This window comes from Stenotrophomonas bentonitica (assembly GCF_002887735.1).
Lineage (GTDB): Bacteria > Pseudomonadota > Gammaproteobacteria > Xanthomonadales > Xanthomonadaceae > Stenotrophomonas > Stenotrophomonas bentonitica_A.
Window position 1 is genome coordinate 120,164 of sequence record NZ_PKQP01000006.1, and the last position, 22,250, is coordinate 142,413.

The following is a 22,250-nucleotide window of genomic DNA, read 5'->3' on the forward strand; positions in this document are numbered from 1 at the left end:
ACCCCCTGTCCTACCTGCTCCTGAGGCACGAAGAGATGAGAACCAAGGCAATGGTGTCCGCCGTACTGGCGGCCCTGTGCGCCGGCGAAGCGCGCGCCCAATCCGCCGATGCTGCGATCACCCTCGGCAGCGTGCACGTGCGGGAAGGCGCGAACCGTCCCCTGGCCGCCCACCGGGTGCTGACCTCGGTGGATGTGATGGGCGGCGACCAGGTCCATGAGAAGAACGTGTCCAACAGCTGGGAACTGCTCGGCCAGATGCCGGGCATGCAGCTGACCGAAACCCGCCAGGGCGCGGAGTCCGGCAAGGCGACCTTCCGTGCATTCAATGGCGAGGGCTACCTCAACGGGATCAAGATCCTGATCGATGGCATTCCCAGCAACGTCAACAGTGGCAACCAGCGCTTCATCGACATGGTGTTCCCGCTGGACATCGACTACATCGAAGTCGTGCGCGGTACCAACGACCCGCGCTATGGCCTGCACAACATCGGGGGCAACATCAACCTCGGCACCCGCCAAGGCGGCACCTATACCGATGCGCGGCTCACCTATGGCAGCTACAACACCCGCGAAGCGCAGGTGGCGATCGGTCGCGACGCCAACGGTGTCGCGCAGAACTATTTTCTGGCGTCGCAGGCGTCCGACGGCTACCGCGATCATGACCGATCGAAGAAATACTCGCTGGGCGGCAAGTGGCTCTACAGCGGCGACGATGACCTGTTCAATCTCGGTCTGATCGCGCGCGTGTACCACCACGAAGCCGACGAGCCCGGCTTCATGACCGCCGCAGAGTTGGCAGCCGATCGTCGCGGATCCGCGCTCAAGAATGCCAACGACGTCGACGACCGCGACATGCGCCATCTCAGCACCCATCTGGATCTGCAGCTCAGCGATGCCGTGCATGTCAGCAACAAGCTGTACTACAACCGTTACGAGGACGACCGGCAGGTGACCTTCACCGCGTACGTGCCCGGCAACGCGCCGCGCCAGCGTCGTCATTGGGATGAGAAACAGACCGGCCTGCTCAGCACGCTGACCTGGGCCGCCACGCCTGCGCTGACGGTCGAGGGTGGATTCAACGCCGAGCATCAGGACAATACGTACCGCCGGCTGCGCTACAGCCACGCCATCCCGACCGACTTTTCCACCCCGGCGCGGATCCAGAACGACGACCGCTACAGCCTGGACAACCTCGGTGCCTATGCGCAGGCCGTGTATCAGCCCGCCTCCGCGCTGAAGATCGTGCCGGCCTACCGTGTGGACCGCTTCTCCGGCAGCACCCACCTGCCCGGCGGCATCACCGCGCCGCTGCAGCGCTACGGCACCATCGGCCAGCCCAAGCTGAGCGTGGTCTACGCAATCACCCCGGTCCTCAACATCTATGCCAACTGGGGCAGGACCTTCCAGGTGCTGACCGGTTCCACCGCACCGGCTTACCTCACCGCCGGCCAGGAGACCTTCCGGCCCTCGATCAACACCGGCAAGGAGCTGGGCATCAAGTTCACCCCGGCCGTCGGCGCCGACGCGCGCATCGCGGTGTGGCGCCAGGACGCGACGGACGAAGTAGCGAACATGCCGGCCACCGGCACCTCGGTCGGCCTGGGCCAGACCCGTCGCGAAGGGGTCGACCTGCAGTTCACCTCGCGCCTGGGCGGCCACTGGACGCTGTGGGGCTCGCATGCGATCCAGCAGGCCAAGGTGGTGCGCGCGTTCACCACCGATGGCACCGCCCTGGCCGGCAACGAGGTGATCGCCACGCCGCGCTACATCAGCAACATCGGCGTGGACTACCGCGGCAACGAGCGCTGGACCTTCGGCCTGCAGGGCCGGATGCAGGGCGACTATTACATTGAAGAACGCAACACGCAGGGCAGGTTCGGCGCCTTCGCGGTGCTCGATGCCAGTGCGTCGTATCGGCTTTCCGAGCGGGTCAGCGTGGACGTGCAGGTGAAGAACCTGACCGGCCGCGACTACGCGTATGCGTGGTATGACAACTTCTTCTGGGGCGGCGACGACCAGCCGATGTTCTCACCGGCCCCCGGGCGCTCGGCGTATGTCTCGTTGAACCTGAAGCTCTAGCGCGGCCCGGCCCTCAGATCCAGCGCTGGTCCAGCAGTTCGCGCTTGATGTAGGCATAGAACACCGGCGCGGCGACCAGCCCTGGCAGACCGAACGCCGCTTCCATCACCAGCATCGCCAGCAGCAGTTCCCACGCGCGTGCCTGGATCTCGCCACCGACGATGCGTGCGTTGAGGAAGTACTCCAGCTTGTGGATGACCACCAGGTACAGCAGCGCGACCACGGCCACGTAGAACGAGACCGACAGCGCGACGATGGTGATGACCGTGTTGGAGATGATGTTGCCCACCACCGGCAGCAGGCCGGCCAGGAAGGTGATCAGCACCAGCGTCTTGGACAGCGGCACGTGCACCCCGAACAGCGGCAGCACCCCGAGCAGGAAGATGGCGGTGAACAGCGTGTTGAGCAGGGAGATCTTCACCTGCGCGAACACCACCTGCCGGAAGGCCGTGGCCATGCGGCTGGTGCGGCCGATCAGCTCGCGCGCCAGCGGCCCCAGCTTCGGCAGCGGCAGCTCGTCGTACAGCGCGATCATCGCACCCAGCACCATGCCGATCAGGATCCGCACGCTGATCTGCACGGCCGAGGTGCCGGCGATGCCGAGCTGCTGGCGGTGGGTGGCGGCCCAGTCGTTCATGGCCGTGCGCAAGGCCTGCAGATCTTCCGGGATGTACGGCTGCAACAGGTCCGGCACCTGGTGGCGGGAGGTGTTGAGGATGTCCATCAGGCGCATCAGCAGCGCATCGGGGCCACCGGTCTCATTGCGGAAGAACGAGGCGATGCCGATCGCGGCCAGGGTCAGCGCGCCGATGATCAGCGCCGACAGCACGATCACCGAATAGGCGCGCGCACGTCCGGGCGGCAGCCTGCCCTCGACGGTGGAGGCCAGCAGGTGGGTCAGGTGGAACACCAGCAGGCCCGACAGCAGGGTCACCACCAGGCCCAGCTTCAAGGTCAGCCACATGCCCAGCAGCATCAGCAGCCAGGCCGCGATGCGGGCGGTGGGTGGCTTGGGCAGCGTGGGAATCACAATGGACATGCGGGGGCATCCAGACGGGTGGCCCATGGTAGTGGATGTGGTGTGGGCGGCGCCGTCGAGCCCCGCACCATCAAACTGAAATCCAGCGTCTGCTGAAGCGGCACATCGACACGTTCGATGATCGCAAGCAGCAGGTTGACTGCACGGGCACCGATCTCCCGCATCGGTTGCCGGATGGTCGTCAGCGGAGGCGTGAGGTAACGCGACGATGCCAGATCGTCGAAGCCGACGACGGACAGATCACCCGGTACCCGGATGCCCAGATCCCGGCAGGCCGCCAATACGCCCAGCGCCATCTGGTCGCTGAAACAGAACACCGCCGTCGGCACGGGCGCGCGCGCCAACAGCGACATCCCGGCCGCATGTCCGGATTCGACGGTGAAGTCGCCCGGCACCACGCTCAACTGACGCAGGCGGCCACGCGCCTTGCCGGCGGCCCGGACCCCCTCCAGCCGTTGCTGATGCAGGGGATTGTCCGGCGGCCCGCCCACCACGGCGATCCGCTCGTGCCCCAGCCCGTACAGGTGCTCCATCACCGCGCGCGCGGCAGCCGCGTTGTCGATGTGGACGCTGGGAATGCCCAGCGCGGGGTCGAATTCGCATCCGTTGACCACCGGCGCGGCAGCGCCCCGCTGCTGGACGATCTCGCGCGCCGTCGGCGGCAGGCGGTGCCCCAGCACGATCAGGCCGTCGGCCTCGTTGCGCCGGAGCATCTGCGCGTAGCGCTCTTCGCGCTCGGGCAGGTTCTGGGTATCGCCCAGCAGGACAGCGTAGCCAACCGCCTGCGCCGCGTCCTCCGCGCCCTGCAGGATCTGGGCAAAGAACGGGTTGGCGATATCCGGCACGGTGACCAGGATCTTGCCGCTGCGCTGGGTCTTGAGTGTACGGGCCACCGTGTTGGGCACGTAGCCCAGCGCTGCAGCGGCCTGCTCGATGCGCGCGCGTGTAGCCGGCAGCACTTTGTCCGGCCGGGACAGCGCCCGCGACACCGTGCCGGCCGAAACGCCGACGTGCTTTGCAATGTCGTAGATGGTGGCCATGGCGCTACCTCTTCCTTCCGCTGTGCAGTGCACAACAGGACTTTCGAATGCCCCTGCTAGGATAATGCAATCGATTGCATCGAGGGCGAATCCTCTTGAAAACGCTCAAGGGTCCAGCGCTGTTCCTGGCGCAGTTCATCGGCGACACACCTCCCTTCGATCGGCTGGACACGCTGGCCGGATGGGCCGCGGGGCTGGGCTATTCTGGCGTACAAGTGCCGACCAGCGCGCCCGGGCTGTTCGATCTGGCCGAAGCTGCGCGCAGCCAAGCGTACTGCGACGATGTCATCGGCATGCTGGACGGGCATGGCCTGCAGATCACCGAGCTGTCCACCCACCTGCAGGGGCAGCTGGTCGCCGTCCATCCCGCCTATGACAGCCTGTTCGACGGATTCGCGCCGCCGGACACACGCGGCGACCCTGTCGCCCGCCAGGCTTGGGCGGTAGAGCAGCTGCTGCTGGCCGCCAAGGCCAGCCAGCGACTGGGGCTGACCGCGCATGCAACGTTCTCCGGCGCACTGGCCTGGCCTTACTTCTATCCCTGGCCGCAGCGCCCACCCGGTCTGGTGGAGGAAGCCTTCGCCGAACTCGGCCGCCGCTGGCGCCCCATCCTGGATGCATTCGACGCCTGCGGCGTGGATCTATGCTTCGAAATCCACCCGGGCGAGGATCTGCATGACGGCGCGACCTTCGAGCGCTTCCTCGACGTGGTCGACCAGCACCCCCGCGCAAAGATCCTGTACGACCCCAGCCACCTGCTGCTGCAGCAGATGGACTACCTCGGCTTCATCGACCGTTACCACGATCGCATCGGCATCTTCCACGTCAAGGACGCGGAATATCACCCCAGTGCCAGCAGTGGCGTGTATGGCGGCTACCAGGACTGGATCGATCGTCCGGGGCGGTTCCGATCACTCGGCGATGGCCAGATCGACTTCAAGGCGATCTTCTCGAAATTCGCGCAGTACGACTTTCCCGGCTGGGCGGTGCTGGAATGGGAGTGCTGCCTGAAGCACCCGGAAGACGGTGCACGGGAAGGAGCCGCCTTCATCCGCGACCACATCATCCGCGTGACCGAACGCGCCTTCGATGACTTTGCCGACAGCGGCACAGACGCCGCATCACTGCGCCGCATGCTGGGAATCTGAGCCGATACCGCCCCGGGAGGGCAAGCCATGACGCACACCATGTCGCGCTTGGGCGCGATGATGTTTCTGCAGTTCTTCATCTGGGGGGCATGGTTCGTCACCCTGGGGACCTACCTGGTGCAGGGGCCGTTGCAGGCCAGCGCGAGCCAGGTCGCGACGGCGTTTCTCAGCCAATCGATCGGCGCCATCGTCGCGCCCTTCCTGGTCGGCCTGATCGCGGATCGGTACTTCGCGGCGCAGCGCATCCTCGCGGTACTCCACCTCGCTGGCGCGGCGCTGATGTGGCTGGCGTCCACGGCGACGGACTTCAGCACCTTCTCCTTCTATGTCATGGGGTACATGCTGCTGTTCATGCCAACGCTGGCGCTGGCCAACAGTGTGGCGATGCGGCACATGCAGTCGCCGGAAAAGCAGTTTCCGCTCGTGCGGGTGGCCGGCAGCGTCGGCTGGATCGTGGCGGGTGTACTGATCGGCTGGCTGGGCTGGGAACAGGCGCACCGGCTCGAGCTGACCTTCCGGATGGCGGCGATGGCGTCGCTGGCGCTGGGCCTGTATGCGTTCACCCTGCCGCACACCCCGCCGCTGGCACAGCAGCGCGACGCCGGGCTGGGACAGATCCTGGGGCTGGATTCGCTGCGCCTGCTGAAGTCACGCTCCTACCTCGTGTTCTTCCTGGCATCGATCGCCATCTGCATCCCGCTGGCGTTCTACTACAACTTCACCAACCCGTATCTCAACGACCTGGGCGTGCGCGGCGCGGCGGGCCTGCAGTCGCTGGGACAGGTCTCCGAAGTCCTGCTGATGCTGGCCATGCCGTTCCTGTTCGTGCGGCTGGGGGTGAAGACGATGCTGGCGGTGGGCATGGCCGCATGGGTCGTGCGTTACGTCATGTTCGCCTTTGGTGATGCGGGCGGTGGCTTCTCGCTGCTGGTGATCGGCATCGTGCTGCACGGCATCTGCTACGACTTCTTCTTCGTCACCGGCCAGATCTACACCGATGCGCATGCCGGCCCGGCCGCGCGCAGCAGCGCGCAGGGATTCATCACGCTGGCCACGTATGGCGTGGGCATGCTGATCGATACGTTCCTGTCCGGCGCGGTGGTGGAGCACTTCACCACTGCAGCCGGTCCAGATTGGCAACAGATCTGGCTGTTCCCGGCAGGCGTCGCGCTGGTCGTGCTGATCGCCTTCCTGTTGCTGTTCCGCGACCGGCCAGTGGTCGCGGCCGCACCTTCCACGCCCTGAGGACCCACCTGATGCCAAAACCTGGAATCGCCATCGTCGGCACGGGAATGATCGGTGCCGTGCACCGGCGCGCGGCGCTGCTGGCGGGTGCCGACATCCGTGGCGTGGCCGCATCGTCTCCGCAGCGCGCACGCGACGTGGCGCAGGCGTGGGGTGTCCCGCGTGCCTATCGGGACATCGAGGACGTGGTCGCCGATCCACAGGTGCAGGTGGTGCACGTGTGCACGCCCAACCATCTGCACCGCGGCATGGCGCAGGCGGCGCTGAACGCGGGCAAGCACGTGATCTGCGAGAAACCGCTGGCCACCATGCTGGAGGACGCCCAGGCGCTGGCCGCATTGGCCGCCTCGACCGGGCTGGTCGCCACGGTGCCGTTCGTCTACCGCTACCACCCGGTGGTCCGCGAGGCGCGCGCACGCATCGCCCATGGCGAACTGGGGCCCCTGCACCTGATTCACGGCAGCTACCTGCAGGACTGGCTGCTGGACCCGGCCAGCAACAACTGGCGCGTGGACCCGGCGCTGGGCGGCGCGTCGCGCGTGTTCGCCGACATCGGCTCGCACTGGTGCGACCTGGTGGAATGGGTCAGCGGCGAGCGCCTCACCGAGGTCAGCGCGGCATTCGACACGGTGATCGCCGAACGCAGCACCGACACCGGGCAGAGCTTCACCACCGCGGCAGCCGGTGGCGCGATGCAGGCGGTCACCAGCGAGGACGTGGCGGCGGCGATGTTCCGCACCAGCGCCGGTACGCTGGCATCGTTGACGGTCAGCCAGGTATCGGCCGGACGCCACAACCGCCTCTGGTTCGAGATCGATGGTGCCAGGGCCAGCGTGGCCTTCAATCAGGAAGACGCCGAGCGGCTTTGGATCGGCCAGCCCGACCAGCGCGAGGAAACCTTCGTGCGCGGCCCCAGCGCCGGCAGTGCCGAGCAACGCCGGCTGTCCGTGCTGCCAGCGGGGCACGCGCAGGGCTACGCCCAGTGCTTCGAGGCGTTCGTCGCCGATACCTATCTCGCCATTGAAGGCGAACAGCCGCAGGGCCTGCCCACCTTCGAAGACGGCGTGCGCTCGGCGCTGATCGTCGACCGCGTCATCACCTCGGCCAGGACCCGTGCCTGGACCGCCATCGGTTGAACCCCGGGAGCATCTCATGATGAACACGCCTGCCCGCAGAACTGCCACCCTCGCCCTGCTGCTGTTCGCTGCCCTGCCCGTCCTGGCACACGAAGCCGCCAGCCCGCACAAGCCCATCGCCGTGCAGATGTACACACTGCGCAACGCCGGCCCGCTCGACCAGCAGTTGAAGATCGTCCACGACGCCGGCGTGGATGCGGTGGAAACGGTGGGCACGCAGGGCGTCAGCGCCAGCGAACTCAAGCAGTTGCTGGACCGGTATTCGATCAGGGCGATTTCCTCGCACGTGCCACTGGCCGAACTGCGCAAGGACCTGGACGGCGTGGTGGCCTTCAACCGGTCGATCGGCAACACGACGCTGGTGGTGCCCTACCTGGACGAAAAGGATCGACCCACCAATGCCGCAGGCTGGACCGCACTGGGCCTGGAACTCGGCGGAATCGCGACGCAGGCACGGGCCAAGGGCATGCAGCTGGCCTACCACAACCACGACTTCGAGCTGGTCGACTTCGACGGCAGCACAGGGTTGGAACTGCTGTTCGCGGCCGCCGGACCCGATCTGCTGACCGAGCTGGACCTGGCCTGGGTCGCGCGTGCGGGCCATGACCCGGCGGCCATGCTGGAGACATTCCGCGGCCGCCTGTTCGCGGTACACGCCAAGGACAATGCGCCGAAGGGCCACGCCGAAGACGAAGGCGGCTTTGCCGCCGTGGGCCAGGGTGTCCTCGACTGGAACACGATCCTGCCGGCCGCGGCCGATGCCGGGGTGCGGTGGTACATCATCGAACACGACCAGCCGCGTGATCCGGCCAAGGTCATCCAGGCCGGGGCGGACTACCTGCGCAGACACCTGCCCGCCCGCCTGCCCGCCAGCGCACCGCGCCAGCCAGCAAAGGAGTAATGCTTGAATACGTGTTTCAGATTGATCCCGATCCTCGCCGTACTGGCGTCGATTGCGCTGCTTGTGCCTGAGGCGTGGTCCAAGAACGACCCCGCGGCCGGCGCGACCCTCTACGCAACCCACTGCACGGCCTGCCACGGTGCCGAGCGCGCCGGTGTTCCGCCAACGTTCCCCGCGCTCACCGACGTCGCCAAGCGGCTGCAGCCGGCGCAGATCAAGGAGAAGATCAGCAAGGGCGGCGGATTGATGCCGCCGTTTCCACAGCTGTCGCCCCAGGAGATCGACGATATCGCCAGTTACCTGGCGCACTAGGCTGCCCGCGCCGGCGCCGGCTGCCGTTTCGTGCCGGCGCTACAGCTCGCGCACCCAGATGTTGCGGTAGCTGACCCTGGAATCGTGCTCCTGCAGGTAGATCGGCGCACACGCATGCGGCGTGTACGACGGCGCGCCGATGTACTCGGTCTTTCCCGCCAGGACGGTGTCGTCCTGCACCAGCACGCCGTTGTGCAGCACGGTGATGCGGGCGGGCGAGGTGAGCCCGCCGCCCGGCGAGAAGCGCGGTGCCTTCCAGATGATGTCGTAGGCCTGCCACTCGCCCGGTGCACGCGAGGCGTTCACCAGCGGCATGGCCTGTTTGTAGAGCGAGGCCGCCTGGCCGTTGGCATAGGTCGGATTGTTGTAACTGTCGAGCACCTGCAGCTCATACAGTTCCTGCAGGAAGATGCCGCTGTTGCCCCGATCCTGGCCGTTGAAGCCCTTTGTCGCGATGGGCGAGCGCCATTCGACGTGCAGCTGGATGTCGCAGAAGCGCTGCCGGGTCCGGATGCCCTTGCTTCCGGGAACCACGGTCAGCGCACCGTCGGCGACGCTCCAGGGCACGCGCCCCCCCTGCTCCGACTCCCAGGCGGAAACATCCCTGCCATCGAACAGCACGACCGCGTCGGAGGGCGCACCTCCCGGCGGCGTGGCCACGCTCGCGGGCACGGGCGTCCACACCTCGGTCTTCGCTGGATCGCGAACGGGATCGGCACCGGCCTGCGCGAACGCCGGTGCAGCGGCCAGCACACCGGCGGCGATCAATAGCGGCGTGATCTTCATGGCGTGATCCATCAGCTGGTCCCCCAGGCGGGTGTACCGGGAACATAGGCGAGGTCGCCGTCGTAGCGACCCGGCACGGCGACATACTTCAGCACTTCGGTCGCGCCGACCTTCGAGGTGAAGAAACCGAAGATGGTCAGCTGCTTGAACATCGTGAAGTAATGCGGCATCGGCTCTCCTGCTTCGGCGGTGCCGGTTTCGTTCACCTCGACCGCGTGCTTCCTGGCCTCTGCATCCAGCGCGCGCAGCAGTTCGGTGCGCGCCTGCGGCGCAAGTGAAACGAAGCGGCCGCCGGCGCGTTTGTCGATATCGGCCAGGCCGGCACGGAACGTCGCCTGCTGCCGGGCGGTGTAGCAGTCGCTGACGAACGTCGCCATGAACGCGCCGGCGCCCGCGTCCTTCGCCCCCGGCGTTTTCGTCCGTGGCAGGATGGTCTCGGCAATCTCGTCCAGCGTGCCAACATCCGCATCGGAGAAGCGCGCCTTCGCTCCTGCGGCAGGCGCCTGTGCCTGACCGAGCGCAGGCAGGCCGACCATCGCCGCACCGGTGGCGGCGACGATCATTTTCAGCAGTTCGCGACGGTCCATCACAGGTTCCCCGCTTTCAGTTCGCGCACGGCATGGTCGGCAGCCCGCGCGGTCAGCGCCATGTAGGTCAATGATGGATTCACGCACGCGCTGGAGGTCATGCAGGCACCGTCGGTCACATAGACGTTGGGCGCATCCCAGACCTGGTTGTGCTGGTTCAGCACGGAGGACCTGCGGTCCCGTCCCATGCGAGCGGTGCCCATCTCATGGATGCCCTTGCCCGGGGCGTAGTCGTTGTCGTGCATCTCCACGTCCTTGACGCCGGCGGCCTCCAGCATCTCGGCGGCATCGGCGGCCATGTCCTTGCGCATGGCCAGTTCGTTGGCGCGCATGGCGACGTCCATCGCCAGCACCGGCAATCCCCACTTGTCCTTGCGGTCCCGGTCCAGGCGGATCGTGTTGTCGTGGTGCGGCAGCATTTCGCCGAAGCCGGTCATGCCGATGCGCCAGTCACCGGGCACGGTCAGCGCCTCCTTCAGGTCGGCACCGATGTTCAGCTCGGCGATCTCGCGCGACCACCCCGTGCGGCTGGCACCACCCTGGTAGCCGAAGCCGCGCAGGTAGCCGCGCTTGTCAGCGGCCACGTTGCGGAAGCGGGGAATGTAGAAGCCGCAGGGACGACGGCCGAAGTAGTACTTGTCCTCAAAACCCTCGACCCGACCGGAGGCCCCTGCGCCGAAGTGATGGTCCATCACGTTGTGCCCCAGCTCACCGGACGAAGAGCCCAGCCCACCCTCCCACACATCGGTGGCCGAGTTCATCAGCAGCCAGGTCGAGTTGAAGGAGGAGGCGTTGAGGAAGATCACCTTGGCCGTGTACTGGTAGGTCTGGCCGGTCTCCGCATCGACGACCTCCACACCGCGTGCACGCTTGCGGTCCTTGTCGTAGAGCACTTCCTTGACGATGGAGAACGGCCGCAGGGTCAGGTTGCCGGTCTTCATCGCCGCCGGCAGCGTCGCCGCCTGGGTGGAGAAATAGGCACCGAAGGGACAGCCGAGGATGCACTTGTTGCGGTACTGGCAGTTGACCCGGCCCTGCTCGGGCATCGGCTTGGTGATGTTCGCCGTGCGCGAGTGGATCATGTGCCGGGTGCCGCCGAAGGCCTTCCGGATCCGGGCGGCCACGTCCTTCTCGACGATGTTCAACGGGATCGGCGGCAGGAACTCGCCGTCCGGCAACACGTCCAGCCCTTCCCGCGTACCGGCGATGCCGGCGAATTTCTCCACATGGTCGTACCACGGCGCGATGTCGGCGTAGCGGATGGGCCAGTCGGTGGCGATGCCGTCCTTGAGGTTCGCCTCAAAATCCAGGTCGGAGAAGCGATAGCTCTGTCGGCCCCACATCAGCGAACGCCCGCCGACATGGTAGCCGCGGAACCAGTCGAACCGTTTGGTCTCGATGTACGGCGATTCCTGTTCGTCGGCCCACATGCCCTGCAGGTTCTCGGCCAGCGCGTAGTCGCGCATCAGCACGGGGAAGGCGGCCTTCATCGCCTGTGTAGGCCGGTTGCGATGCGGGAAGTCCCACGGCTCCTTCATCGCGTTGACGTAGTCCTTGACGTGCTCGATGTTGCGCCCGCGTTCCAGCATCAGGACCTTGAGGCCTTTCTCGGTCAATTCCTTCGCCGCCCAACCGCCACTGATTCCCGAGCCAACAACGATGGCGTCGTAATGATTGTCTGCCATGGATCTCTCACCTGGTGGATATCGTTTCAGACGTCGCAGAGGCGGATGGCCTCGCGCAGCGAACCGACGGGATCTGGTGCCGCAGGCATGAATTCCTGCGCCAGATACCCATCGAAACCGGTGTCGCGGATCGCGCGACAGATGGCGGGGTAATTGAGTTCCTGCTGGTCCCCGATCTCGTGCCGGCCCGGCACACCCGCGGTGTGGTAATGCTTGAAACAGGCGTGATACCTGCCGATGGTGGCGATGATGTCGCCCTCCATGATCTGCATGTGATAGATGTCGTACAGCAGGCCGAAGTTGTCCGAGCCGAGCCGCTGGCACAGCTCCACGCCCCAGGCGGAGTGGTCGCACAGGTAGTCGCGATGATCGACCCTGGAGTTCAGCAGCTCCATCACCAGCACCACGCCACGTTTCTCGGCGTGCCCGAGGATGCGCTTGAGGCCGGCCTCGGCATTGGCCATGCCCTCCTGCGGGTCCATCCCGTTGCGGTTGCCGGAAAAGCAGATGAGGTTGCGGTAACCGGCATCGGCCACCAGGTCGATATGCCGCGTGTAGCGCTCCACCAGCTGGTCGTGGAACGCACGGCCGGCAAAGCCTTTGGTAAGGCCCAGCTCCGCGCCGTTGCACATCGAGCTGTATACGCCATGGGCCTTCAGGGTGGGCCAGTCTTCCGGGCCGACCAGATCGATGGCGGCGAACCCGATGTCCTTCACCGTCGTGCAAAGCTGGGCCACCGATTGCTGCGGGAAGGTCCAGCGGGCGACGGAATGCCTCAGGTTGCCCTTGAGCGACGCGGTGCCGGCAGATGCAGGCAACACCGCCGCAGCGCCCAAGGCAAGGCTCGCTGCGGCCGCCATGCGCAGCGCATCGCGTCGCGTGAGACCCCCGGCCGGCCCCGATGCCGGGCTGATCGAATGGATGGACATCCGTCTTCCGGCCTCCCAACCGGTGTCAAACGCTGGCGATCCGCTGCAATGCAATCGATTGCACCATAGAGGAGGACATCGTTTTTTTGCAAGACGCGGTGCACGAAAATGCATGCTGCAGGGCACAACGCGCGTGATGCCGGTCGCCGTGTGCGTGCGATGGGAGAGCGGCGCGCCACGCAATCGCGTTCACGGGGCTACGGAAGGACAGTGCCGCCGCGCAGCAGGATCCGCTTATCGCCGGCGAGTCATCGCTTGGCGCAACTTCTCCCTTGAGTTGTGACCCATCGTGCCATGGCTACGGGCAGAAGACAGGCGTCAAACCGGCAGGAAGCAGAGCTTCCCGTGCAAAAAAGAAAAACCCCAGCAAGCACAGCGGCTTACCGGGGTTTCTGTTTGCATCCGTAAAAATCAGAAATCAGAACGGAATATCGTCATCAGCGAAGTCGTCCATCGGCGGCGCCGACTGCTGCGGAGCCTGCTGCTGCGGGCGCTGCTGGCCGTAGCCACCACCCCCACCGCCACCACCGCCCTACTCCTGGCGCGGGGCCTGCTGGCGCTGCGGACGTTCGCCGCCACCGCCACCGCCACCACCGCCTTCACGGCCACCGAGCATCTGCATTTCATCGGCGATGATGTCGGTGGAGTACTTCTCCACGCCATCCTGGCCGGTGTACTTGTCGTAACGCAGGCTGCCTTCGACGTAGACCGAGCTGCCCTTGCGCAGGTACTCACCAGCGATCTCGCCGAGCTTCCCGAAGAACACCACGCGGTGCCATTCGGTACGCTCCTGCTGGTTGCCATCCTTGTCCTTGCGGACGCTGGTGGTGGCCAGGCTGATCCGGGTGATCGCCATACCGCCCTGGGTGTACTTCACGTCCGGGTCGTTGCCGAGGTTGCCGACCAGGATGACTTTATTGATGCCGCGCGCCATAGGGTTGCTCTTCCGTTGTCCGAGGGCAGGCCGCAGTCATATCACAGCCCCGGGCGGGGTGCAGATCTGCCGGGCCGCCCTTGGGAGAATTGGGGGGATCCAGATTGCACCATCTTATCATCGCCGCCGTCCCCGACCCTGTCGGAATTCCGGCCGGGAACGACCGGAAACCTGCTCGAGCCATATGCCGCAACGGTGACGGCGGTTCAGTCCCCGCGCCGCAGGCCGCTGGCCGCCAGCCCGAGGGACCTCCCGGCCCCGCCATCACGGCGCATGGCATGATGTCTCTTCACTGTCTCCCCGCCTGCTGAAATGACCATCCGCGGTAAAGCCACCTCCCTCGATATTGCCCACCTGGCCGGCGTCTCCCAGCCCACGGTGTCGCGGGCGCTGCGCGGCAGCCCGATGGTCAACGCCGAAACTCGGCAGCGGATCCTGGCCATCGCCCGGGAGCTGAACTACAAGGTCGACAAGAACGCCTCCAGCCTGCGCCTGCGCAATGCCGGCACACTGGCCCTGCTGTTCTTCGAGGACCCGACCAATGACGATTCGCTGATCAACCCGTTCTTCCACGCGATGCTCGGCTCGATCACGCGGGCCTGCGCGCTGCGCGGTTATGACCTGCTGGTCTCCTTCCAGCAGCTGTCCACTGACTGGCAGGCCGATTACGAGGACAGCAACAAGGCCGACGGCATCATCCTGCTCGGCTATGGCGACTACCACGAGTCGCGCGAGCGCCTGCAGCGGCTGGTCGAGCAAGGCACCCACTTCGTGCGCTGGGGCGCTTCCCTGCCCGACCAGCCCGGTGTCTCGATCGGCAGCGACAACTTCCAGGGCGGTTTCGACATCACCGCCCACCTGCTCGACCAGGGCTGCCGCCGGATCGCGTTCGTCGGCCACGCTTCCAGCCACTATCCCGAGTTCGAGCAGCGCTATCGCGGCCACGTCGACGCAATGCGGGCGCGAGGCCTCACCGCCGAGCCCTCGCTGCAACACGATGCGATCACCACCGAGCAGTCCGGCTTCGATGCCTGCCAGGCGCTGCTGGCACGCGGTGAGCGTATCGATGGGCTGTGCGCGGCCAGCGACCTGATCGCGATCGGTGCGATGCGCGCCCTGCGCGAGCATGGCCTGCGCGTGCCTGAGGACGTGGCGGTCACCGGCTTCGATGACATCCCGCTGGCCGCCTCGGTGTCCCCGCCGCTGTCCACGGTGCAGCAGGACACCAAGCAGGCCGGGCACCTGCTGGTGGAGAAGCTGTTGGCGCTGATCGACGGCCAGCCGGTGGAAGGCCAGAGCATCGCGGTGAAGCAGGTGCTGCGGGAATCCTCGCTGCGCCGCTGACCGTCCACCGCTGTTGGCTTATTTCAAGCGGCGATCCAGCACGAAGTACACCACGTTGCCCAGACCGGTCGCCCCGAGCAGCAGCGCGATCGCACCCGGCGTGACCCGGTCGATGCCGAGCAGATCGACCAGCCCGAAGGCCAGGGCCAGGGTCAACATCACGCAGCCCCAATGCAGCGCGGCCAGCCGGCGCTTGGTGGTATCGCCGGCCAGCAGCGAACGCACCAGCTCTTCCGAGCCGCGGGCTTCGACGATACGGCGGCGCGTGTGGCCATCGACCACGCTCTTGATGGCATACACGATGCCGAGGATCAGGACGACGGGCAGAATCAGGTTGTAATCCATGGTGCGTTCGTTCCGTTGAGGAGGGGCTTGTCCACTGAGATACGGCCAGCGCGGGATCGGTTGCACGGAACACGGTTGCAACCGGAGAGGCACTCGACGTATCTCTATGGAACATGCGCACATCGCAGCCCCCTCCTGCCGACGGTCTCGATGCCGACCGGAAACTGGTCGACGCCATTCTGTCGCGCAAGCCCGGGGCGTTCGAGCAGCTGGTGCGGGAGTATCAAGGCCTTTGCTGGCGCGTGGTCGATCGCATGGTCCGCCACCCCGACGACACCCGTGAGCTGTGTCAGGAAGCCTTCCTGCGCATCCATCAGACGTTGCATCAATACCGCGGCGAGAGCGCACTGAAATCCTGGGTCGCGCAGGTTGCCTATTCGATCGCCAAGCGGCACCTGGAACGGCGACGCATCCCACTGGTGGAGAACACCGTAAGCGACGACGGCACCGCCTTGATCGATCGGGTCGGCGATGGCATCGATCTGGAAGCCCTGACCAGCGAGCAGGACATCAACGCCCACCTGCATGCGGCCATCGACGCCCTGCCCCCGCTGCAGCGCACCCTGCTCACGCTCTATCATCTGGAAGAGATCTCCATCGCCGAGATCGCCACCCTTACCGACCTGGCCGAAGGCACCATCAAGAGCCACCTGTTCCGCAGCCGCAAGCGGCTGCGCGAACTGCTCGAATCCCGCATTGGAGTGCCCGCATGAGCAGCGCAGACGATTTCCGGATCGACCCCGACGAATGGCAGGCCCAGGAACGCGGGCTGCGCGCGGCGCTGAGCGGCCAACGCGCTGGACCGGACGCCACCGATTACCTGCGTATTGCCCAGGCGATCGCCTCTGCGCCGCAGAGCGGGCCGCCGATGCGCTTCGCCCGCGATGTCGCCGTGCACATCGCCCGGCATGACGCCGGGATCGAACGCTGGGTCTCCCGGGCCCTGCTGGCGGTGCTGGCGGTCGCGGTGCTGGCGTTGGTTTCGCTGTTCGGCCCGGCATGGTGGCGCGCGATCGAGCACGCCGCGGGCAGCGCGGCGACCGGGTGGCTGCTGGCTGGCGCAGCCTGCGTGGCGCTGTCGTGGCTGGCGGCTCGTTGGCGGGCGTCCGGCCGGAAGCACCCATGACTTACGGCGGATGCAGGCTATCTGAATAGGGCGGATAACCGATCCATCGCCCATGGGAAGCTGTCCGCATGCTTGAGATCCGCGCGCTGTCCAAGACGTACGCCAATGGGGTCCACGCCCTTGCCGGTGTCACCCTCGATATTCCCCGCGGCATGTTCGGGCTGCTCGGCCCGAACGGCGCCGGCAAGTCCTCGCTGATGCGCACCCTGGCCACGCTGCAGGAAGCGGACAGCGGCACCGCCACGTTGTCGATTCCGGGCGAGGCGAGCATTGATGTGCTGCGTGACAAGGATGCGGTGCGCCGGCGGCTGGGGTATCTACCGCAGGACTTCGGCGTGTATCCCAAGGTCAGTGCACTGGATCTGCTTGAGCATTTCGCGGTGCTCAAAGGCCTCACCCACAAGGGCCAGCGCCGCGAGGTGGTGGATGCCCTGCTGCAGCAGGTCAATCTGTGGGACGCGCGCAAGCGCAAGCTGGGCACGTACTCCGGCGGCATGCGCCAGCGCTTCGGCATCGCGCAGGCGCTGCTCGGCGACCCACGCCTGGTGATCGTCGATGAACCTACCGCCGGGCTCGACCCGGAAGAGCGAAACCGCTTCCTCAACCTGCTTGCCGCGATCGGCGAGAACGTAGCGGTGATCCTGTCCACGCACATCGTCGAGGATGTCACCGACCTGTGCCCGAGCATGGCCATCATGAACAAGGGGCAGGTGCTGCTGACCGGCAAGCCCAGCGATGCGATCGACGCGCTGCAGCACCAGGTCTGGCGCAAGCAGGTGGACGTTGCCGAACTGCCCGCCTACGAAGCCAACCATGTGGTGCTGTCCACCCGCCTGGTCGGTGGCCGGCCGGTGATCCACGTGCACAGCGCGACCGACCCCGGCGACGGCTTCGCCGCCGTTGCTCCCGATCTGGAAGACGTCTATTTCCAGCGACTGCGCCTGCAGTCGCGGGCCGCCTGACCGGAGCCCGCCGATGATCGCTGCCTTCTTCCGCTTCGAGCTGCGCGAGCAGCTCCGTTCCCCGCTGCTGTGGCTGCTGGCGGGCCTGTTCGCGCTGATGGCCTTCGGTGCGGCCTCCTCCGACGCCGTACAGATCGGCGGCGGCGCCGGCAATGTGCACAGCAATGCGCCAACCGTGATCGCCTCGATGCTGGGCATCTTCACCCTGCTCGGCATGCTGGTGTCCACGCTGTTCGTCAGCAACGCGTTGCTGCGCGACTTCGACCTGGGCACCGCCGAGCTGATCTTCGCCAGCCCGATCAAACGCCGCGACTATCTGGCAGGGCGCATCGGTGCGGCCCTGGTCAGCGGGCTGCTGGTCTACATGATCATCGCCCTGGGCCTGGCGCTGGGGCCGTTCATGCCCTGGGTGGATCCGGCCCGCATGGGCCCGGTCTCGCTGTACAGCTACGTGTGGGCCTTCGGGGTGATCGTGATCCCGAACCTGGTCTTCACCACGGCGCTGCTGGCGTTGCTCGCGGCCACCACGCGCTCGATCCTGTGGGTCTACATCGGCGTGATCGGTTACTTCGTGCTGTACGGCGTCAGCGCCGCCCTGCTCAGCGACATCGACAACACCTGGGTGGCCGTGTTGAGCGAGCCGCTCGGCCTGCGCGCGCTGTCACGGACCATCCGCTACTGGTCGGTGGCCGAGCGCAACAGCGGCCTGCCCGCCGTGGCCGGTCAGCTGCTGGCCAACCGCGCGCTGTGGCTGGGCGTGGCGGCCGTACTGTACGCCGCCACGTTCGCCTTGTTCCGCACCGAACGCAGCGGCAGCGCCGGACGTCGCTGGGGACGCAGGACCGCCCTCGTGACGACCGCGCCCGCACAGCGGCCGAGCCAGGTCGTAGTGCCCCGCGTGGTGCCGGGCCACGGCGCCGGCACCGCCTGGAGGCAGTTCCTGCACCAGGTCCGCTTCGACACCAGCGGCGTGCTGCGCAGCGTGCCGTTCCTGGTGCTGCTGGTACTGGGGCTGTGCAACTTCCTGCCCGGCGCGCTGTTCCGCCAGACCCTGTACGGCACGCCAATCTGGCCGGTCACCTCGGAGATGCTGACCGCCCTGCAGGGCGCCTACAGCTGGCTGCTGATCATCATCGTGCTGTTCTTCGCCGGCGAACTGGTCTGGAAAGAGCGCGCGGCCCGGATCAATGAAGTCACCGATGCGATGCCCGTCCCCAACTGGGTCCCGCTGCTGGCCAAGTTCGCCACGCTGGTGGCGGTGATCGCCTGCTTCCAGGCGATCGGTGCGCTGGCCGCGATCGCGGTGCAGCTGAGCAAGGGCTACACGCAGATCGAGCCACTGGTGTATCTCAAGACCCTGGCACTGGACTCGGCCGTCTACCTGTTGATGGGCGGCCTGGCGCTGGTGCTGCAGGTGCTGACCAACAACAAGTTCATCGGCTACGCGCTGCTGATCGTGGTGATGATCGGCCAGGCGGTGCTGGGCATGCTCGACTACACCCAGAACCTGTACAACTTCGGCAGCTGGCCGATCGCGCCGTACTCGGACATGAACGGCTACGGCCATTTCCTGCCGGGGCAACTGGCTTTCCAGGGCTACTGGGCGCTGTTCCTGCTGGCGCTGCTGTGTGTCGCCTCGGCGTTCTGGGTCCGTGGTGTCGGCACCAGCCTGCGCCAGCGCCTGGTGCTGGCGGGCCGTCGCCTGCGCGGCCCGGCCGGGCTGGGCGCCGCCGTCGCAACGCTGGCCTTCATCGGGCTGGGCGGCTGGCTGTACTGGAGCACCAACATCCGCAACGAATTCCTCTCACCGGACCAGCAGCTGGACCTGCAGGCCCGCTACGAGCGTGAACTGTCGCGCTACCGCGACCTGCCGCAGCCGCGCATCGTCGCGGTGGACAACCGGATCGACCTGCACCCGGAAACCCAGTCGGTGGTGATCGATGCGTACTGGACGGTGCGCAACACCCACACCACCCCCATCGCGCAGCTGCACGTGGCGATGAACGACGACAAGCAGCTGACCGCGGTCGACCTGGGCGGCCAGACGCTGGCGATGCATGACGCCGACCTGGGCTATCGCATCTACCAGCTGACCGCCCCGCTGCAGCCAGGGGAGGAACGCCGCATCCACTTCCGCGTCAACCAGCATCCGACCGGCATCACCTCCGATCAGGCGCCCACCGACCTGGTGGAGAACGGCAGTTTCTTCAACAGCCGGCTGCTGCCCTCGTTCGGGTACGACCAGGGCGTGCAGATCACCGACCGCAACGAACGCCGCAAGCGCGGCCTCGGCGAACCGAGCCGCATGCCCAAGCTGGAGGACCAGGCCGCCCGCGCGAACAATTACGTGACCGACGATGCCGACTGGCTGGCCTTCCGCAGCACCATCTGCACCGCGCCGGACCAGATCGCGCTGGCGCCGGGCTACCTGCAGCACGAAGCGACCATCAACGGGCGGCGCTGCTTCAGCTACGCCATGGACCGGCCGATGCTGAACTTCTATGCCTACCTGTCGGCCCGCTGGGAAGTGAAGCGGGCGACGTACCAGGGCGTGCCGATCGAGGTGTACTACGATGCGCGCCACGGCTACAACGTGGACCGCATGATCGAAGCCGTGGAGAAGTCGCTGGCGTATTACGAAGCCAACTTCACGCCGTACCAGCACCGGCAGGTGCGCATCATCGAGTTCCCGGGCTACGCGCGTTTCGCCCAGTCGTTCGCCAACACCATCCCCTACTCCGAATCGATCGGCTTCATCGCCGACCTGCGCAACCGTGACAAGGTGGACTACGTGTTCTACGTGACCGCCCACGAGGTCGCGCACCAGTGGTGGGCGCACCAGGTGATCGGTGCCAACGTACAGGGCGCGACGATGTTGTCCGAATCGCTGTCCCAGTACTCGGCGCTGATGGTGATGGAGAAGGAGTACGGGCGGCAGCAGATGCGTCAGTTCCTGAAGACGGAACTGGATGGCTACCTGTCCGGGCGTGGCAGCGAGGGTATCGAGGAGCTGCCGTTGGCACGGGTGGAGAACCAGCAGTACATCCACTACGAAAAGGGCTCACTGGCGTTCTACCGCCTGCGCGAAGAGATCGGCGAGGCCGCACTCAACCGTGCGCTCAAGCGTTTCCTGCAGGACAAGGGCTTCCAGCAACCGCCCTACACCACCTCGACCGAACTGCTGGGCTACATCCGGGCGGAGACGCCGGCCGACCGCCAGCAACTGGTGACCGATCTGTTCGAGAAGATCAGCTTCTACGACAACCGCGTGCTGGCCGCGACCGCGCGCAAGCGGGCGGACGGCAAGTACGACGTCACGCTGAAGCTGCATGCCGAAAAGCGCTATGCCGACGGTGACGGCAAGGAGACCGCTGGCGCCATGGACGACTGGATCGAGCTCGGCGTGTTTGCCAACGCCCCCTCGGGCAAGGAGCGCGACCAGAAGGTGCTGTACCTGCAGCGCCACCACGTCACCGAGGCCAACCCGTCGATCACCGTGACGGTGGACGGCAAGCCGGATGAAGCGGGCTTCGATCCCTACAACAAACTGATCGATCGGGTCTCCTCGGACAACCGGCGCAAGGTGACGCTGCAGTAGAACGCAGCGTCAGCGCGGGCCGTCGGCGAAGTCCTTCAGGATTTCGCCGACGCCCGATGGCGAGATCTCAAACCCCAGCGGCGTGCCGGGGTTGATCACCACGCCGTAGCCGCCGGGAACGCGCTTGAGCACGTCCAGCATCAGCATGCGGAGGGTGTGCGGGGCCTGCTGGCTGTGGAAACCGACCCGGCTCATATCGGTGAACACCGACACGTGCAGCACGCCCTGCTTGTCGAACAGCAGCGGATCGAAACCGCTGCCGTCCGGTGTCACCAGGCTGCCGGTGAGCAGCACCACCTCGGACGCCACGAAGGCCTTCATGAACAGGCCGATCGGCAGCTGGCCGTCCATTGCCGTCTTGAGCAGCGTTTCGATCGGGGTCTGGGGGGCAGCAGCGTCGGTCATGGAATGCAGGGGTATGGGTGGGGTTCGCTAGTGTACCGCCGGGGGTGCCAGGAGCCGGCCAGCGGCCGGCACTACGGGCTGGCCGGATCGCCGACGAGGTAGAGGTGGAACGTCGGGTCCTCCTCGGTCAGCGCGACATGCAGGAGACCGAGCCGCGGCAGGGTCCGCAGCCAGTAGGCATGCGCCGCCAGATCGCCGCGGAACACCGCGAGCAGCCATTGCCCCTCGCCGGGGCGCAGCAGTGTGCTGACCACATAAGCGGCCAGGCCTTGCCGCCGGTACTTGGGGAGCACGAAGAGGTCGGCCAGTTCGGGATAGTGGTGGCCGTCCCGTTCCACCCGGTCCACCAGCACGAAGCCGGCGAGTGCTTCGTCGACGAACAGCAGCCGTGCCCACTGCGGGTCATCGCGCAGCGAGGCCTCGACGTCGCGCCGGCCACAGTCGAACAGGCCGTCGGGACGTACCTCTTCCCCGCTCCAGGCCGAGGCCTCGAAGTAGTAGAACTGCATCAGATGGAACAGGCGCTCGGCGTCGCCGGACGTTGCGTGGCGCAGGGACAGGCGTGACATGGACAGCTTACTCGGGAGGACCGCACTGCGCGGTCGCGAGCCCGATTGTAAGGCCCGGCCCACCGCGAACGGCAGACC

General features: G+C 66.4%; 20 protein-coding genes and 1 pseudogene. 11 read left to right on the forward strand and 10 right to left on the reverse strand.

The window, feature by feature from the left end; all coding sequences use genetic code 11:
* The first annotated feature begins 35 nt into the window (after positions 1–35).
* Entirely contained in the window at positions 36–2,081 is a 2,046-nt protein-coding gene (locus C0R07_RS12820; RefSeq protein ID WP_070473468.1) for a TonB-dependent receptor, read from the forward strand.
* 13 nt (positions 2,082–2,094) lie between these two features.
* Here the strand turns inward: C0R07_RS12820 and C0R07_RS12825 are convergent, their stop codons facing one another.
* Together C0R07_RS12825 and C0R07_RS12830 are read right to left on the reverse strand one after the other, a co-directional pair.
* On the reverse strand, positions 2,095–3,120 hold the full coding sequence (locus tag C0R07_RS12825) for an AI-2E family transporter (RefSeq protein ID WP_070473469.1): 1,026 nt from the start codon (positions 3,118–3,120) through the stop codon (positions 2,095–2,097).
* Positions 3,108–4,160, reverse strand: coding sequence for a LacI family DNA-binding transcriptional regulator (locus C0R07_RS12830; RefSeq protein ID WP_102789083.1), 1,053 nt, complete (start codon positions 4,158–4,160; stop codon positions 3,108–3,110). Before C0R07_RS12830 ends, C0R07_RS12825 begins: the two co-directional genes overlap by 13 nt.
* Before the next feature lie 95 nt (positions 4,161–4,255).
* On the opposite strand from C0R07_RS12830, the gene C0R07_RS12835 reads away from it, so the two are divergent.
* The 5 genes from C0R07_RS12835 to C0R07_RS12855 are packed head-to-tail and all read left to right on the forward strand — an operon-like array spanning position 4,256 to position 8,902.
* Positions 4,256–5,308 (forward strand): sugar phosphate isomerase/epimerase family protein, encoded by a 1,053-nt coding sequence (locus tag C0R07_RS12835; protein WP_070473473.1) that lies wholly within the window; start codon positions 4,256–4,258, stop codon positions 5,306–5,308.
* Between the two features lie 27 nt (positions 5,309–5,335).
* Positions 5,336–6,553, forward strand: coding sequence for a nucleoside permease (locus tag C0R07_RS12840; RefSeq protein WP_102789084.1), 1,218 nt, complete (start codon positions 5,336–5,338; stop codon positions 6,551–6,553).
* 11 nt (positions 6,554–6,564) lie between these two features.
* Positions 6,565–7,689 (forward strand): Gfo/Idh/MocA family protein, encoded by a 1,125-nt coding sequence (locus C0R07_RS12845; protein WP_070473475.1) that lies wholly within the window; start codon positions 6,565–6,567, stop codon positions 7,687–7,689.
* A gap of 19 nt (positions 7,690–7,708) precedes the next feature.
* Positions 7,709–8,590, forward strand: coding sequence for a sugar phosphate isomerase/epimerase family protein (locus C0R07_RS12850; RefSeq protein WP_070473538.1), 882 nt, complete (start codon positions 7,709–7,711; stop codon positions 8,588–8,590).
* Between the two features lie 21 nt (positions 8,591–8,611).
* On the forward strand, positions 8,612–8,902 hold the full coding sequence (locus C0R07_RS12855; RefSeq protein ID WP_070473477.1) for a c-type cytochrome: 291 nt from the start codon (positions 8,612–8,614) through the stop codon (positions 8,900–8,902).
* 39 nt (positions 8,903–8,941) lie between these two features.
* On the opposite strand, the gene C0R07_RS12860 is transcribed toward C0R07_RS12855, so the two are convergent.
* The 5 genes and pseudogenes from C0R07_RS12860 to C0R07_RS12880 all read right to left on the reverse strand — a co-directional run bounded on the left by C0R07_RS12860 (position 8,942) and on the right by C0R07_RS12880 (position 13,823).
* Complete coding sequence (locus C0R07_RS12860) at positions 8,942–9,688, reverse strand: 3-keto-disaccharide hydrolase (RefSeq protein ID WP_428991905.1); 747 nt, start codon at positions 9,686–9,688, stop codon at positions 8,942–8,944.
* Between the two features lie 11 nt (positions 9,689–9,699).
* Positions 9,700–10,275 (reverse strand): gluconate 2-dehydrogenase subunit 3 family protein, encoded by a 576-nt coding sequence (locus tag C0R07_RS12865; RefSeq protein WP_070473480.1) that lies wholly within the window; start codon positions 10,273–10,275, stop codon positions 9,700–9,702.
* Positions 10,275–11,960 (reverse strand): GMC oxidoreductase, encoded by a 1,686-nt coding sequence (locus tag C0R07_RS12870; protein ID WP_070473482.1) that lies wholly within the window; start codon positions 11,958–11,960, stop codon positions 10,275–10,277. Before C0R07_RS12870 ends, C0R07_RS12865 begins: the two co-directional genes overlap by 1 nt.
* A gap of 26 nt (positions 11,961–11,986) precedes the next feature.
* Entirely contained in the window at positions 11,987–12,889 is a 903-nt protein-coding gene (locus C0R07_RS12875; protein ID WP_174704358.1) for a hydroxypyruvate isomerase family protein, read from the reverse strand.
* Between the two features lie 418 nt (positions 12,890–13,307).
* Positions 13,308–13,823: pseudogene (locus C0R07_RS12880) on the reverse strand (single-stranded DNA-binding protein).
* A gap of 312 nt (positions 13,824–14,135) precedes the next feature.
* On the opposite strand from C0R07_RS12880, the gene C0R07_RS12885 reads away from it, so the two are divergent.
* The gene (locus tag C0R07_RS12885) at positions 14,136–15,167 is read left to right on the forward strand and encodes a LacI family DNA-binding transcriptional regulator (protein WP_102789085.1); all 1,032 of its coding nucleotides are present in this window, start codon (positions 14,136–14,138) and stop codon (positions 15,165–15,167) included.
* Positions 15,168–15,185: 18 nt separating this feature from the next.
* Here C0R07_RS12885 and C0R07_RS12890 read toward each other — a convergent pair whose 3' ends face one another.
* Positions 15,186–15,512, reverse strand: coding sequence for a hypothetical protein (locus C0R07_RS12890; RefSeq protein WP_019185699.1), 327 nt, complete (start codon positions 15,510–15,512; stop codon positions 15,186–15,188).
* 113 nt (positions 15,513–15,625) lie between these two features.
* Between C0R07_RS12890 and C0R07_RS12895 the strand changes: the two genes are divergently transcribed.
* From C0R07_RS12895 to C0R07_RS12910, 4 genes are all read left to right on the forward strand, one after another.
* Positions 15,626–16,225 (forward strand): RNA polymerase sigma factor, encoded by a 600-nt coding sequence (locus C0R07_RS12895; RefSeq protein WP_102789086.1) that lies wholly within the window; start codon positions 15,626–15,628, stop codon positions 16,223–16,225.
* Positions 16,222–16,638: a hypothetical protein gene (locus C0R07_RS12900; RefSeq protein WP_102789087.1), complete on the forward strand. Its 417-nt coding sequence runs from the start codon at positions 16,222–16,224 to the stop codon at positions 16,636–16,638. Before C0R07_RS12895 ends, C0R07_RS12900 begins: the two co-directional genes overlap by 4 nt.
* A 68-nt stretch (positions 16,639–16,706) precedes the next feature.
* A complete protein-coding gene (locus C0R07_RS12905) occupies positions 16,707–17,600 on the forward strand; it encodes an ABC transporter ATP-binding protein (RefSeq protein ID WP_019185696.1) in 894 nt (297 codons plus the stop codon).
* 13 nt (positions 17,601–17,613) lie between these two features.
* Positions 17,614–21,198 carry a M1 family aminopeptidase gene (locus tag C0R07_RS12910; protein WP_102789088.1) on the forward strand — a complete coding sequence of 1,195 codons (3,585 nt, stop codon included), beginning with the start codon at positions 17,614–17,616 and terminating at the stop codon, positions 21,196–21,198.
* A gap of 9 nt (positions 21,199–21,207) precedes the next feature.
* Here C0R07_RS12910 and C0R07_RS12915 read toward each other — a convergent pair whose 3' ends face one another.
* Positions 21,208–21,603, reverse strand: a complete 396-nt coding sequence (locus tag C0R07_RS12915; protein ID WP_102789089.1) for an SseB family protein — start codon at positions 21,601–21,603, stop codon at positions 21,208–21,210.
* 71 nt (positions 21,604–21,674) lie between these two features.
* Positions 21,675–22,172: a GNAT family N-acetyltransferase gene (locus C0R07_RS12920; protein WP_167390374.1), complete on the reverse strand. Its 498-nt coding sequence runs from the start codon at positions 22,170–22,172 to the stop codon at positions 21,675–21,677.
* Positions 22,173–22,250 lie beyond the last annotated feature (78 nt).